Below are 15,121 nucleotides of genomic sequence, written 5' to 3' on the forward strand. Positions count from 1 at the left end.
GGCCTTGAAGGCCCCATTCCTGTGCATCAATTACCGGCTCACTGAGCCAGCTTCTTGTGCCGTACGCGGTGCGGTTGCGCCGCTGCTTCGCCAAGACGCTTCTTGCGGTCGGCTTCGTACTCGGTGTAGTTGCCTTCGAAGAACACAGCTTGCGAGTCGTCTTCGTACGCCAGGATGTGAGTCGCGACGCGGTCCAGGAACCAGCGATCGTGAGAGATCACAATGGCGGCGCCCGGGAAGTCCAGCAGGGCTTCCTCCAGCGAACGCAGGGTTTCCACGTCCAGGTCGTTGGACGGTTCGTCGAGCAGCAGGACGTTGGCGCCCTCTTTCAGGGTCAGCGCCAGGTGCAGACGGCCACGCTCACCACCGGAGAGGTCCTTGACGAACTTCTGCTGGTCGCCGCCCTTGAAGTTGAAGCGGCCCACGTAGGTACGCGACGGGATCTCGTAGTTGCCGATGCGAATCTGGTCGGAACCGTCGGAGATCTGCTGGAACACGGTCTTGTTGCCGTCCAGGTCGTCACGGCTCTGGTCAACGCAGGCCAGTTGCACGGTTTCACCGATCGAGATGCTGCCCGAGTCCGGTTGTTCCTTGCCCATCAGCATGCGGAACAGGGTCGATTTACCTGCGCCGTTACCACCGATTACGCCGACGATCGCGCCTTTTGGCATGACGAACGACAGGTTGTCGATCAGCACGCGGTCGCCGTAGCCTTTGCTGACGTTCTTGAACTCGATGACATTGTCACCGAGGCGAGGACCGGCCGGGATATAGATCTCGTTGGTCTCGCTGCGCTTCTGGAATTCCTGCGATTGCATTTCTTCGAAGCGTTGCAGACGGGCCTTGGACTTGGACTGGCGGGCCTTGGCGCCTTTGCGCACCCACTCCAGTTCTTCCTTCATGGCCTTTTCGTGAGCCGACTGCTGCTTGGACTCCTGGGCCAGACGGTCGGATTTGGCTTCCAGCCAGCCAGAGTAGTTACCCTCGTAAGGGATACCGGCGCCGCGGTCGAGTTCGAGGATCCAGCCAGCAACGTTGTCCAGGAAGTAACGGTCGTGGGTGATCGCGACCACAGTGCCCGGGAAGTCGTGGAGGAAGTGCTCCAGCCAGGCGACGGAATCGGCGTCCAGGTGGTTGGTGGGTTCGTCGAGAAGCAGCATGTCCGGTGCGGACAGCAGCAGGCGGCACAGGGCCACGCGGCGTTTTTCACCACCGGAGAGGTGCTCGACCTTGGCGTCCCAGGCCGGCAGACGCAGCGCGTCGGCGGCGACTTCCAGTTGGCGCTCCAGGTTGTGACCGTCGCTGGCCTGCAGGATGGCTTCCAGCTTGGCCTGTTCGGCGGCCAACTTGTCGAAGTCGGCATCCGGTTCGGCGTAGGCGGCGTAGACCTCGTCCAGGCGGGCCTGGGCGTTCTTGATCACGCTGACCGCTTCTTCGACCACTTCACGTACGGTCTTGGCCGGATCCAGTTGCGGTTCCTGCGGCAGGTAACCGACGTTCAGTTCCGGCATCGGACGGGCTTCGCCGTCGAACTCGGTGTCGACGCCAGCCATGATTTTCAGCAGGGTGGATTTACCCGAACCGTTCAGGCCGAGCACGCCGATCTTGGCGCCGGGGAAGAACGACAGGGAGATGTTCTTGAGGATTTCACGCTTGGGCGGAACAACTTTGCTCAGCCGGTGCATGGTGTAAACGTATTGAGCCAAAATGCGGACCTCGCTCGAATCGTTGGAAAAGCCCCGTCGCCAGGACAGGGCTGGAACAAACCGGGTGTCAGGGGAAGGTGTCACTGGCCTGCGTCGCGGCGCTGCCGGTGTTTTCGCGGGGCAGGTGCGCGGCGGGCTCAGGCAACGGCCTCACCCTTGTCTATCTGGTAGTCGGAACCCGTAAGGTTACCCGAACTGGACGGCGGCGGGCAGGGGCTTCCCCGTTCAGCGTATCCCGGCGGTCGTGACGACCTTTCGTCGGGTCGAATCTTTGCGACGAAGAGGACTGGCACTTTGCCACAACTCAAGGCATGCTAGCCGCCCTTCGGGCGTCAGGCTTATAGTGCAGCCCTGGATCGCCGCCCGTGTGGCCGGCATTGCTCTCGCGCTGCTGGACCACGGCCAGCCATACCGCAGGATCACCGTTTGACCAATCTCACTCAGCCGTCCTCCTTGCGCAAAGCCTCCGCTGCGTCGGGTCAGTCCCTACGCGGGTCGCTGAAGGGCGCACTGGCGATCCTGGTGCTGCTTTTGCTGGCCCTGTTGTTCTGGCAGATGCTCGATCAATACCGGCACATCCTTGGCGATCGCCGCCAACACAGCGTCGATGCCGCCGCCGAACTGGCCGACCGCCTGAACCTGAATCTGGCCCTCGATGCCCAGTCCGCGCTGAACCTGCTGCAAGCCAATGCTGCGGTCCCGGACGAAGACGCCGTCCCCGCCCTGTTCACTCGCCTGCATAAACAGTTGCCGGCCCTGCACAGCCTCGCCTGGCTGAACGGCGATGGGCAGATCCTGCGTGACAGCATGGACAATTCCCCCGACCAGCCGGCGATGGCCGAGTTGCTCCGGCAGAACCGCGACAGCACCTACCGTTTCAGCAATGCTGACGACAATGCCTTTATTTATCTGTTGCTGCGCCAGCCGGGAGAAACCAGCAGCGGCTACTGGCTGCTGCGCCTGCAGCCAACCTGGTACCAGCAACTGGCCAGCCGCCTGGAGCATGCGGTCAAGCCGCAGTGGCAACTGGAAAACAGCCGGACCGGCGAAATCATCAGCACTCACCTGCAACCACGCCCGGAGACCTCGCCAAACAGTGAACAAGCGCCGCTGCAAAGCGTGATGCTGGCTTTCCTCGATAACAGCGACTGGCAACTGCGCGGCCTCTATGACGCCGAACGCAGCCGCCGCGACCTGCTTCCGGCGCTGGTCGGCAAAGCCATGCTGGTCGTGCTCTGTGCCCTGCTGCCACTGCTGGCGCTGATCAACATGCGTCGCCGCAATCGCGTTTTGCAGGAAGGCCGTCGGCGCTATCAGGACATTTTCGAAAGCACCGGTGTCGCCCTCTGCGTCCTCAACCTTTCCGGCCTTACCGCGATCCTCGAACGCCTGCGCCTGCGCAGCCGCAACGAACTGGAGCAACGCCTGGAGCTGGATCCGGCGCTGCGCGAAATTCTCCTGCACGAACTGAAAGTCACCGAAGTGAACCAGGTCGCCCTGCAACTGCTCGGGGTGGATTGCTGCGAGGGTGCCTGGCGGCAATTGGTCGCCGGCAGCGCGCTGGAAAACGATGGCATCGGCCTGCAACTGCTGGGAGCGGTGCTGGACAACCAGACGCAACTGGAACTGGAAGTGCGCCTGCCGACCGAGCAAGGGCTGGAGCAGCACCTGTGGCTGATGGTGCGGTTCCCGGAGGCGCGTCGCGATTATCACGCGGTGATCCTCAGCATCAGCGATATCACTAGCCGCAAACGCGTCGAACTGTCGTTGCTGGAACGCGAGAGTTTCTGGTCCGACGTGGTCCGTACCGTTCCTGACCAGCTCTACGTCCAGGACGTGCAGAGCCTGCGGATGATCTTCAGCAACCGCCACCTCGGCCAGACCCTGGGCTACGCGCGCAACGAACTGGCGCAGATGGGCGAGTTCTTCTGGGAAGTCCTGCTGCATCCGGAAGACGCCGCGCTCTACAACGACCTGCGCCAGCAGCAGCGTCTGAGCGGCTACGTCGAGCAACTGCACTGTCAGTTGCGCTTCCGCCATCACGATCAGCGCTGGCGCCGCTACGACATCCGCGAACAGGCGCTGACCCGCGACGTGGCCGGCCATGTCACGCGGATCATCGGCGTGGCCAAGGACGTCACCGACCAGCTCGAAGCCAGCGAATCGCTGCGCGACAGCGAACAACGCTATCGCATGCTCGCCGAAAGCATCAGCGACGTGATCTTCTCCACCGACGATCAGTTGCGCCTCAACTATGTCAGCCCGTCCGTGCGGGCGGTATTGGGCTATGACGTCGAGTGGATCTTCAACAATGGCTGGCAATCGACCATCGCCAACCCGGCGCAACTGACCGGGCTGTCCGCCCTGGTCGAGCGGGTCAACCGCGCCCTCGGTGACGCCGCGCAACTGGAAGCCCTGCGGACCCAAGTGCCGACCCAGTTGTTCCTGTTCGACTGCCTGCGCGCCGACGGCCGCAAGATCCCCATCGAACTGCGTCTGGTGCTGGTCTGGGACGAGCACGACCAGTTCGGCGGCATCCTCGGCGTCGGCCGCGATATCAGCCAGCAACGCCGCGCGGAAAAAGACCTGCGCATGGCGGCAACGGTCTTCGAGCACTCCACCTCGGCGATCCTCATCACCGACCCGGCCGGCTACATCGTCCAGGCCAACGAGGCGTTCAGCCGGGTCAGCGGCTATGCCGTGAGCGACGTGCTCGACCAGTTGCCCGGCATGCTTACCGTCGACGAACAACAGGAAGCGCACCTGCGCTACGTGCTCAAGCAACTGCACCAGCGCGGCACCTGGGAAGGCGAAGTCTGGCTCAAGCGGCGCAATGGCGAGCATTACCCGGCGTGGGTCGGCATCACTGCGGTGCTCGACGACGAAGGCGACCTGGCCAGCTACGTGTGCTTCTTCACCGATATCAGCGAGCGCAAGGCCAGCGAACAGCGCATTCACCGCCTGGCCTACTACGACGCCCTGACCCACCTGCCCAACCGCACGCTGTTCCAGGACCGCCTGCACACGGCGCTGCAACAGGCCGAGCGGCACAAGTCGTGGGTGGTGCTGATGTTCCTCGACCTCGACCGCTTCAAGCCGATCAACGACTCCCTCGGCCACGCCGCCGGCGACCGCATGCTCAAAGACATGGCCGAGCGCCTGCTGGACTGCGTCGACGACGACGACACCGTGGCCCGCATGGGCGGCGACGAATTCACCCTGCTGCTGCAACCACGGGCGACACGGGAAATGGCGCTGAACCGCGCCATCAATGTGGCTGAGCAGATTCTTGGCAGTCTGGTACGGCCGTTCGTCCTGGAAAACCGCGAGTTCTTCGTCACCGCCAGTATCGGCATCGCCCTCAGTCCGCAGGACGGCAGCGAACTGAGCCAGTTGATGAAGAACGCCGACACGGCCATGTACCATGCCAAGGAACGCGGCAAGAACAACTTCCAGTTCTACCAGGCGGACATGAACGCCAGCGCCCTGGAGCGTCTGGAACTGGAAAGCGACTTGCGCCACGCGCTGGAGCAGAACGAATTCATCCTTTATTACCAGCCGCAGTTCAGCGGCGACGGCAAGCGCCTGACCGGCGCCGAAGCCCTGCTGCGCTGGCGTCATCCGCAGCGCGGGCTGGTGCCGCCGGGGGATTTCATCCCGGTGATCGAAGAACTCGGTCTGGTGGTGGATGTCGGCGACTGGGTCATCGCCGAGGCGTGCCGCCAGCTCAAGTCCTGGCATCAAGCGCGGGTGCGGGTGCCGAAGGTCTCGGTGAACATCTCCGCACGGCAGTTCTCCGACGGCCAGCTCGGCACGCGGATCGCCAACATCCTCAAGGAAACCGACCTGCCGCCGGCCTGCCTGGAACTGGAACTGACCGAAAGCATCCTGATGCGCGAGGTCAACGAGGCGATGCAGATCCTCGACAGCCTGAAAAACCTCGGCCTGAGCATTGCGGTAGACGACTTCGGCACCGGTTACTCATCGCTGAACTACCTCAAGCAGTTCCCCATCGACGTGCTGAAGATCGACCGCACCTTCGTCGACGGCCTGCCGGAAGGCGAGCAGGACGCGCAAATCGCCCGGGCAATCATCGCCATGGCCCACAGCCTGAACCTGGCGGTAATCGCCGAGGGCGTAGAGACGCACGAGCAGTTGGAATTCCTGCGCGAGCACGGCTGTGACGAGGTCCAGGGCTACCTGTTCGGGCGCCCGATGCCGCCTAACCAGTTCGAGGCGCAATTCAGTAACGAAACCCTGTTCATGCTGGAGTGATCCTGCGTGAATCCCATTTGTCTGCCAGATGATCCCCTTTCATATGCCAGACAAAAGTCTATGGGTTAGAATGCCCGCCTATTTCACCCCGATCCTTGAGGACCGCCATGTTCAGCCGTGATTTGACCATTGCCAAGTACGACGCCGAGCTCTTCGAAGCCATGCAGCAAGAAGCTCAGCGCCAGGAAGAGCACATCGAGCTGATCGCTTCGGAAAACTACACCAGCCCAGCCGTGATGGAGGCCCAGGGTTCGGTGCTGACCAACAAGTACGCTGAAGGCTATCCAGGCAAGCGCTACTACGGTGGTTGCGAGTTCGTCGACGTGGTTGAGCAACTGGCCATCGACCGCGCCAAGGAACTGTTCGGCGCCGATTACGCCAACGTCCAGCCGCACGCGGGTTCGCAAGCCAACAGCGCCGTTTACCTGGCCCTGCTGCAAGCTGGCGACACCATCCTCGGCATGAGCCTGGCCCACGGCGGCCACCTGACCCACGGCGCCGCCGTGAGTTCGTCGGGCAAGCTGTACAACGCTGTTCAATACGGCATCGACGGCAATGGCCTGATCGACTACGACGAAGTCGAGCGTCTGGCGGTCGAGCACAAACCGAAAATGATCGTTGCCGGTTTCTCGGCTTACTCGCAGGTCCTGGACTTCCCCCGCTTCCGCGAAATCGCTGACAAGGTCGGTGCCTACCTGTTCGTCGACATGGCCCACGTTGCCGGTCTGGTTGCTGCTGGCGTCTACCCGAACCCGGTTCCATTCGCCGACGTCGTCACCACCACCACCCACAAGACCCTGCGCGGTCCACGTGGCGGTCTGATCCTGGCTCGCGCCAACGCCGACATCGAGAAGAAACTGAACTCCGCCGTCTTCCCGGGCGCACAAGGTGGCCCACTGGAGCACGTGATCGCCGCCAAGGCCATCTGCTTCAAGGAAGCGCTGCAGCCTGAGTTCAAGGCTTACCAGCAACAAGTCGTGAAAAACGCCCAGGCCATGGCCGGCGTGTTCATCGAACGCGGTTTCGACGTGGTTTCCGGCGGTACCGAGAACCACCTGTTCCTGCTGTCGCTGATCAAGCAAGAGATCTCCGGTAAAGACGCCGACGCCGCCCTGGGTCGCGCTTTCATCACCGTGAACAAGAACTCCGTGCCAAACGACCCACGTTCCCCGTTCGTCACCTCCGGCCTGCGCTTCGGCACCCCGGCAGTGACCACTCGCGGTTTCAAGGAAACCGAGTGCAAGGAACTGGCTGGCTGGATCTGCGACATCCTGGCTGACCTGAACAACGAAGCGGTGATCGACGCTGTTCGCGAGAAAGTCAAAGCCATCTGCAAGAAGCTGCCGGTTTACGGCAACTGATTGACCGATGAGCGCCCGGCGGCTTGATTGCCGGGCATGAAAAAACCGATGCCGGGTGACTGGCATCGGTTTTTTTGTGGGCGCTGCTAGCCGGGAGTTTTTGCGCTCTTCAGATCAAGCGCCGCCCGCGCGGCGCATCGCGAGCGAGCTCGCTCCTACATCGGTTGCAACGCGCCTATGTCTGTCAGGCCATGGTTGACCGCCTTGTTTGCACGACGCGGTATCGAGCCTACTTCAACAGCTTCTCCGCGATTCATCGCCAAACGCCAAGGGCGGACAACACCTCTCCGTCAGGCCATGGCACGTTGCAACCGATGTAGGAGCGAGCTCGCGATGCGCCGCGCGGGCGGCGCTCGGTTTCAAGAACGCTGAAAGTCTGTAGGCATGCGCCTGCCAGCATCAACCACCACTCAACGCCGCAAACCCCGCCCGGATTTTCTCTTCCGGCAACTGATCGGCAATAAACACCATCACGCTCTCCCGGGTTTCCCCTTCGGCCCATTCGGTGTCCCAGTCGAAACCATAGAGTTTCAGCACGCCCTGGAACACCAGCCGGCGATCTTCGCCGGCGATGTTCAGCACGCCCTTGTAGCGCAGCAGTTGCTTGCCATGCTCTTCCAGCAACTCGTTCATGAAGTCGCTGAGGCGGTCGATGTCGAGCGGGGTTTCGGTGCGCAGGACCATGCTGGAAATGCGGTCCGGGGTCGCCGGCCCCGTCACCGGGCGCAGGCTCAAGCCGCCACCGAGGTCGGCATTGAGGTTGAAACCCCGTACATCCAGCAGTTCGGCAAGGTCGATGCGGCCGTTATCCACAACACGAATGGGCGCGCGGCGATTGATCCGGCCAAGCCTGGCGCTCAGGGCTTCGACGGACTGGCTGTCCGCCAGATCAGTCTTGCTCAACAGCAGCCGGTCAGCGAAGCCGATCTGGGCCTGGGCGATGGCCTGGGTCAGGTGCAAGTCGGCGTGGACCGCGTCCACCAGGGTGATGATGCCGTCGAGGATGTAGCGCTCGCGCAGTTCCTCTTCGATGAAGAAGGTCTGTGCCACTGGCGCGGGATCGGCCAGGCCGGTGCATTCGATCACCAGCCGGTCGAAGGCGATTTCACCGCTGTCCAGGCGCTCCAGCAGCAGGAACAGGGCCTTGGTCAGGTCGGTGTGGATGCTGCAGCAGACGCAGCCGTTGGCCAGGGTCATGACCTGAACCGGTTCGTCGCCGAGCAATTGGCTGTCGATACCGGCATCACTGAATTCGTTTTCGATGACGGCGATTTTCAGGCCGTGCTCGGCCTTGAGGATGTGCCGCAGCAAGGTGGTCTTGCCGGCACCGAGGAAACCGCTGAGCACGGTCACGGGAATGGGGGACTGCACGGGGAATTCTCCTGACGCTGAAAATGACTGTGGGAGCCCGGCGCGCCGGGCTCCCACAGGTTTGTCATTGACGCCAAGCGCTGTGATTCAACAGCACTTGGGCCCACCCTTGCCGCCGTAACGGGCTTCCTGGCGTTCCCGGAAGAACTCCTCGTAGCTCATCATCGGCTTGTCCGGGTGCTTGCTCTTCATGTGTTCGACATAGTTGTCGTAGTCGGGCATCCCGACCATCAGGCGGGCTGCCTGCCCCAGGTACTTACCCAGTCGACCCAGGTCGTTGAACATGACGGCATTCCTCGGTTAGGCGTCCGGCTGCGCCTGGAAAGGCGTTTCCTTGTCGGTGCGTTCTTTCTTGCCGAAGGCGGCGATGCCGACCTTGATGGCGAAGAACAGGACGCTGAACACGACGATCAGGAATAGCACAGTCAGGGTAGCGTTGGTGTAGGCGTTGAAGATCACATGCTGCATTTGCCCGATGTCCTTGGCCGGAGCCAGTACCTGGCCGGCGTCCAGCGCGGTGCTGTACTTGTTGGCCAGGGCCAGGAAGCCGACAGCCGGGTTCGGGTCGAACAGCTTGATCAGGCCTGCGGTGGTGGTACAGATCAACAGCCATACCGCTGGAACCAGTGTGACCCACATGTAGCGCTGGCGCTTCATTTTGATCAGGACCACGGTGCCGAGCATCAGCGCGATACCGGCCAGCATCTGGTTGGAGATACCGAACAGTGGCCACAAGGTGTTGATGCCACCCAGTGGATCGATCACGCCTTGATACAGCAGATAACCCCACAGCGCTACGCAGCCAGCCGTGGCCAGCAGGTTGGCGCCCCAGGATTCGGTGCGTTTCAGCGCCGGAACGAAGCTGCCCAGCAGGTCCTGCAGCATGAAGCGACCGGCACGGGTACCGGCGTCTACCGCGGTGAGGATGAACAGCGCCTCGAACAGAATCGCGAAGTGGTACCAGAACGCCATGGTGTTCTCACCTGGCAACACCTGGTGGAGGATCTGCGCGATACCCACCGCCAGGGTCGGCGCACCACCGGCACGGGCCAGGATGGTGTGCTCGCCGATGTCACGGGCGGTCGCTTCGAGCTGCTCCGGCGTGATCGCGAAGCCCCAACTGCTGACGGTCTGCGCCACCGACACGACGTCGGCGCCGACCACTGCGGCCGGACTGTTCATGGCGAAGTAGACACCCGGCTCGATCACCGACGCGGCAACCATGGCCATGATGGCGACGAAGGACTCCATCAGCATGCCGCCGTAGCCGATGTAGCGGGCGTTGGTTTCGTTGTCCAGCAGCTTGGGCGTGGTGCCCGAGGAGATCAGCGCATGGAAGCCGGACACGGCGCCACAGGCGATGGTGATGAACAGGAACGGGAACAGGGTGCCTTTCCAGACCGGACCGGTGCCATCGGTGAACTGGGTCAGCGCCGGCATTTTCAGCTCGGGCGCGATGACCAGGATGCCGATGGCCAGGGCAATGATGGTACCGATCTTGAGGAAGGTGGACAGGTAGTCGCGCGGTGCCAGCACCAGCCAGACCGGCAGCACTGCGGCGACGAAGCCGTAACCCACCAGCATCCAGGTGATCTGCACACCCGTGAAGGTGAACGCCGGGCCCCAGACCGGATCAGCGGCAACCTGGCCCCCCAGCCAGATCGACAGGAGCAGCAGCACCACGCCGATCAGCGAAATCTCGCCGATATGGCCCGGACGGATGTAGCGCATATAAATGCCCATGAACATCGCGATCGGGATGGTCGCCATCACCGTGAACATGCCCCATGGACTCTCGGCCAGGGCCTTGACCACGATCAGCGCCAGCACCGCGAGGATGATGATCATGATCAGGAAGCAGCCAAACAGGGCGATGGTCCCCGGGATCCGGCCCATCTCCTCGCGCACCATGTCGCCCAGGGAGCGACCGTTGCGGCGAGTGGAGAGGAACAGGATCATGAAGTCCTGCACCGCGCCGGCCAGCACCACACCGGCGATCAGCCAGAGCGTTCCAGGCAGATAGCCCATTTGCGCGGCGAGAACCGGACCGACCAGCGGGCCGGCGCCGGCGATGGCGGCAAAGTGGTGACCGAAGAGGATGTGCTTGTTGGTCGGGACGTAGTCCAGACCGTCGTTGTTGAGGACCGCCGGAGTGGCCCGACGCGGGTCCAGTTGCATCACCTTGGTGGCGATGAACAGGCTGTAGTAACGGTATGCAACCAGATAAATCGCCACCGAGGCGACGACAATCCACAAGGCATTGATGGCTTCGCCACGCCGCAGGGCAACCACCCCGAGCGCACAGGCCCCTATCACTGCCAGCGCCAGCCAGGGAATATGGCGGGCCAGGCTATTATTGTTGTTCATGGTTCGCTTCCAGCTAGTGGATAAAAGGTAGCTTTTCGAGTCTAGCGATACTGGCCGGAAAGGCCAGCCCCAACGTTGGTCTAGAGCCTCCAGAGCCCATGGCCACCATCGCAGATTGCGCCCCTTGCCTGGCGCTGGCAAGCACTGCGCTATAGTTCAGAACAACCGTGGAGGGCCGAGTATGAGCGAGCAGAACGAACGCCGACGCTTCAAACGCATTGCCTTCGATGCACCTACCGAACTGATCCAGGACGAGCGGCGCTGGCCGGTCAAATTGCTCGATATCTCGTTCAAGGGCCTGTTGATCGAGTCTCCCGAGTATTGGGACGGCGACGATAAACAATTTTTCGATGCCGCCGTGCACCTGAGCGCGGACGCCGTGGTCAGGATGCAGGTGGAATTGCGCCATGTAGAGGGCCCGTATCTGGGCTTCATTTGTAAACACCTCGACTTGGAGTCGATAGAACACCTGCGCCGCCTTATCGAGCTTAATCTCGCAGACCGCACCGAATTGGAGCGGGAATTCGAAAAACTCATCGAAGTTTAAGATCGTTTAGCCTGCTACCCACCAGAACCTGACGACCTGATCAGCTTTAAATCCTGCTAATCCCACACACCTGAAGGGCCTTTTCATGGCCTTTCAGCGTTTTGGCGCGCCTGTTGGAACGAAAGCTGCAAAGGTGATCGTGTTCAAGTCAAGGGCAGAGTGTCCCTGAGACAATCAAAAAATTGTATACAATTGTGCTGGCAATCTTATGTAGCAGTTGTCTACAGTGGCGGCACAACAATAAAACAGAGATCACGCTCCCATGAACACGTCCTCACCAAGCACGTCTTCAGTTCCGCGTCCTGAAGACGAAAATCTCGGCCTGGGTCCCAACCTGGCCTATGGTCTGCAACACGTTTTGACGATGTATGGCGGTATCGTTGCTGTCCCCCTGATCCTCGGCCAGGCCGCGGGTCTAGGGCCTGCGGAGATTGGTCTTTTGATCGCCGCGTCCCTGTTCGCCGGTGGCCTGGCCACCCTGCTGCAAACCCTTGGCCTGCCGTTCTTCGGTTGCCAGTTGCCGCTGGTACAGGGTGTGTCGTTCGCAGGCGTTGCCACCATGGGCGCCATTCTTTCCACTGAAGGCGGCGGAGGCCTGCCGGGGGTATTGGGCGCTGTGATGGCGGCCTCGTTCCTGGGCTTCCTGATCACACCGATCTTCTCGCGCATCACCAAGTTCTTCCCGCCACTGGTGACCGGTATCGTCATCACCACCATCGGTCTGACCCTGATGCCGGTCGCGGCCCGCTGGGTGATGGGTGGCAACAGCAAGTCGCCAGAATTCGGCAGCATGGAAAACATCGGCCTGGCGGCCCTGACGTTCACCTTCGTGCTGCTCCTGAGCAAGCTCGGCAGTGCGTCGATCTCACGCCTGTCGATTCTCCTGGCGATGGTCATCGGTACGTTGATCGCCTGGTCGCTGGGCATGGCCGACTTCAGCAAGGTGCTGGAAGGCCCGATGGTCGCCCTGCCCTCGCCGTTCCACTTCGGCATGCCGACCTTCCACATCGCCGCGATCCTGTCGATGTGCATCGTCATCATCGTGACCCTGGTGGAAACCTCGGCGGACATCCTTGCGGTCGGCGAAATCATCGACACCAAGGTTGACTCCAAGCGTCTGGGCGATGGCCTGCGCGCTGACATGGCGTCGAGCATCCTGGCGCCGATCTTCGGTTCCTTCACCCAGAGCGCTTTCGCCCAGAACGTCGGCCTGGTGGCCGTGACCGGGGTCAAGAGCCGCTACGTGGTGGCGACCGGTGGTGTGATCCTGGTGGTCCTCGGCTTGCTGCCGATCATGGGCCGGGTCATTGCCGCAGTACCGACCTCGGTACTCGGTGGCGCCGGCATCGTGTTGTTCGGCACCGTGGCTGCCAGTGGTATCCGTACCCTGTCCAAGGTGGAATACAAGAACAACATGAACCTGATCATCGTCGCCGCCTCCCTGGGCTTCGGCATGATCCCGATCGCCGCACCGAACTTCTACGATCACTTCCCGAACTGGTTCGAAACCATCTTCCACTCGGGGATCAGCTCGGCAGCCATCATGGCGATCTCGCTGAACCTGCTGTTCAACCACTTCAAGACCGGCAACTCGGACCAGCAGTCGGTATTCGCGGCAGGCTACGAGCGCACCCTGAACTACTCCGACATCTCCGTGCTGCGTGATGGCGACTACTTCAAGGACGGCAAGCTGTTCGACGCCGAAGGCAAGGAAGTGCCAGTGGTGGACCATGACGGCAACCCCGACACGGCCCCGCGAAGACAGGCCGTAGCGGAACACTGATAACGCGGAAAACCCGAAGGGCCGGTGCGAAAGCACCGGTCCTTTTTTCGTTTTTAGTGTCCGCCGTCAGTTTCGTTCAACATTTCGACACAGGGGCATGGCACATTGCCGTCACTGGACTATCGTCATCGGTCCGTATGGAACCCCTTCACATGGAAATGGAGAGCGTGAACATGACGTATGTGCGTAAGGATCTGTGGGACCTGGGAGAAGGCTGGAACGACACCATGCTCTGGTATGCCAAGGCCGTCCAGGAATTGCAGAAGCGGCCGATCACCGACAACACCAGTTGGCAATTCCTCGGCGCCATCCATGGTTTCAAGAAAGACCTCTGGATAAGCCACTGGCAAATCACCAACGACACGCCTCTCCCTTCACAAGCGGAGCAGGACACGTTCTGGAACCAGTGCCAGCACCAGAGCTGGTACTTCCTGCCGTGGCACCGCGGCTACCTGCAAGCCTTCGAAAACATCGTGCGCGACACCATCACCAAGCTGGGCGGCCCCTCGGATTGGGCCCTGCCCTACTGGAACTACAACGAGATAGGCACCCGGCTGCACAGTGTCACCCTGCCGCACATCTTTTACGAAGCCAAGCTGCCCGACGGCAGCGACAACCCGCTGGCCCTGCCGAAACTGCGCTTCGGCAATACCATCGACCACCGGGTGGTCATCGATCCACTGAAAATCAACCTCAAGTCGCTGGACATCGCCCTCTTCACCGGCGGCTCCACGGGTGGTACGCCGGGCTTCGGCGGCCCGGAAACCGTCTTCCATTTCGACGGTGACGTGCAAGGTGGCCTGGAAAACAACCCGCACAATCCGGTGCACATCGCTGTTGGCGGTCACATAAACAGGCACGGCGAGAAACAACCGTTCGAAGGCCTGATGTCGGATCCGCAGATGGCTGGTCTGGACCCCGTGTTCTGGCTGCACCACGCCAACATCGACCGCCTCTGGCAGGTATGGCTCGACCGTAATCCTGCGCACAAGAACCCGGTCAATGATTCAGACTGGGTCGAAGGCCCGCCGTCAGGTGGTCGTCCGTTCATCATGCCGGCTCCGGATGGCAGCACCTACACGTACATCGTCTCGCAGATGCTCAGCCTGGAAGAGCTGGGCTATACCTACCAGTACCTTCCCAAACCACGCCAGGCGCACCTTGCCGCCGCGAAGGTGGAGGCAACTGCCGTGACCGATACCAAAGTCACTGAACTGCTCGGCGCCAATGCCCAGCCGATCAAGCTGCTCGGCAGCCGCTTCGAAAGCCCGGTGCGCCTGGACAAACCCGGCATCGCCAAGGTCACGCGGAACCTTTCCGCACGCGGGCTACTGGGCGCCGGCAACGCCGCCCCGCTGCCCGATGAGCGGGTGTACCTGAACGTGGAGAACATCCGCGGCCAGCTCAACGCCGTGATCCTCTCGATCTACGTCAACCTGCCAGACGGTGCATCGCCAGAGAGCTACCCCGATCTGTACGCCGGTGACATCGGGCTGTTCGGTGTACGGGTAGCCAGCCAGAAGGATGAAGGTCACGCCGGCGCCGGTCTGACCGCAGTCCTCGACATCACCGACATCGTCAACCGCCTGAACGTCAATGGTCATCTGGACCTGGATCACCTGCACATCAGCGTGGTCGCCAACGTCGACCTGACCCCGGCTGCCGATATCTCCATCGGTCGCATCAGCGTCTACCGCCAGGGCCAGTAAGG

General features: G+C 61.8%; 9 protein-coding genes. 5 read left to right on the plus strand and 4 right to left on the minus strand.

Annotated features, from left to right (window positions below):
* Window positions 1–38: 38 nt before the first annotated feature.
* A complete protein-coding gene (gene ettA / locus DM374_RS17360; protein WP_110970973.1) occupies window positions 39–1,706 on the minus strand; it encodes an energy-dependent translational throttle protein EttA in 1,668 nt (555 codons plus the stop codon).
* A 426-nt stretch (window positions 1,707–2,132) separates the two neighbouring features.
* Here ettA and DM374_RS17365 point away from each other — a divergent pair, with 426 nt between their 5' ends.
* Window positions 2,133–5,981: a bifunctional diguanylate cyclase/phosphodiesterase gene (locus tag DM374_RS17365; RefSeq protein WP_110970974.1), complete on the plus strand. Its 3,849-nt coding sequence runs from the start codon at window positions 2,133–2,135 to the stop codon at window positions 5,979–5,981.
* Between the two features lie 107 nt (window positions 5,982–6,088).
* Window positions 6,089–7,342, plus strand: a complete 1,254-nt coding sequence (gene glyA / locus DM374_RS17370; protein ID WP_110970975.1) for a serine hydroxymethyltransferase — start codon at window positions 6,089–6,091, stop codon at window positions 7,340–7,342.
* Between the two features lie 399 nt (window positions 7,343–7,741).
* Here glyA and yjiA read toward each other — a convergent pair whose 3' ends face one another.
* The 3 genes from yjiA to DM374_RS17385 form a co-directional block, all read right to left on the minus strand.
* Complete coding sequence (yjiA, locus tag DM374_RS17375) at window positions 7,742–8,713, minus strand: GTPase (protein WP_110970976.1); 972 nt, start codon at window positions 8,711–8,713, stop codon at window positions 7,742–7,744.
* A gap of 87 nt (window positions 8,714–8,800) precedes the next feature.
* On the minus strand, window positions 8,801–8,998 hold the full coding sequence (locus tag DM374_RS17380; protein ID WP_110970977.1) for a YbdD/YjiX family protein: 198 nt from the start codon (window positions 8,996–8,998) through the stop codon (window positions 8,801–8,803).
* A 15-nt stretch (window positions 8,999–9,013) separates the two neighbouring features.
* Window positions 9,014–11,080, minus strand: a complete 2,067-nt coding sequence (locus tag DM374_RS17385) for a carbon starvation CstA family protein (protein WP_095159902.1) — start codon at window positions 11,078–11,080, stop codon at window positions 9,014–9,016.
* Between the two features lie 181 nt (window positions 11,081–11,261).
* Between DM374_RS17385 and DM374_RS17390 the strand changes: the two genes are divergently transcribed.
* The 3 genes from DM374_RS17390 (at window position 11,262) to DM374_RS17400 (ending at window position 15,119) form a co-directional block, all read left to right on the plus strand.
* Window positions 11,262–11,627 carry a PilZ domain-containing protein gene (locus DM374_RS17390; RefSeq protein ID WP_110970978.1) on the plus strand — a complete coding sequence of 122 codons (366 nt, stop codon included), beginning with the start codon at window positions 11,262–11,264 and terminating at the stop codon, window positions 11,625–11,627.
* Between the two features lie 262 nt (window positions 11,628–11,889).
* On the plus strand, window positions 11,890–13,410 hold the full coding sequence (locus tag DM374_RS17395) for a nucleobase:cation symporter-2 family protein (RefSeq protein WP_095159904.1): 1,521 nt from the start codon (window positions 11,890–11,892) through the stop codon (window positions 13,408–13,410).
* A 173-nt stretch (window positions 13,411–13,583) separates the two neighbouring features.
* Window positions 13,584–15,119: a tyrosinase family protein gene (locus DM374_RS17400; protein WP_177431571.1), complete on the plus strand. Its 1,536-nt coding sequence runs from the start codon at window positions 13,584–13,586 to the stop codon at window positions 15,117–15,119.
* Window positions 15,120–15,121 lie beyond the last annotated feature (2 nt).

Source organism: Pseudomonas huaxiensis (genome assembly GCF_003231275.1).
Lineage (GTDB): Bacteria > Pseudomonadota > Gammaproteobacteria > Pseudomonadales > Pseudomonadaceae > Aquipseudomonas > Aquipseudomonas huaxiensis.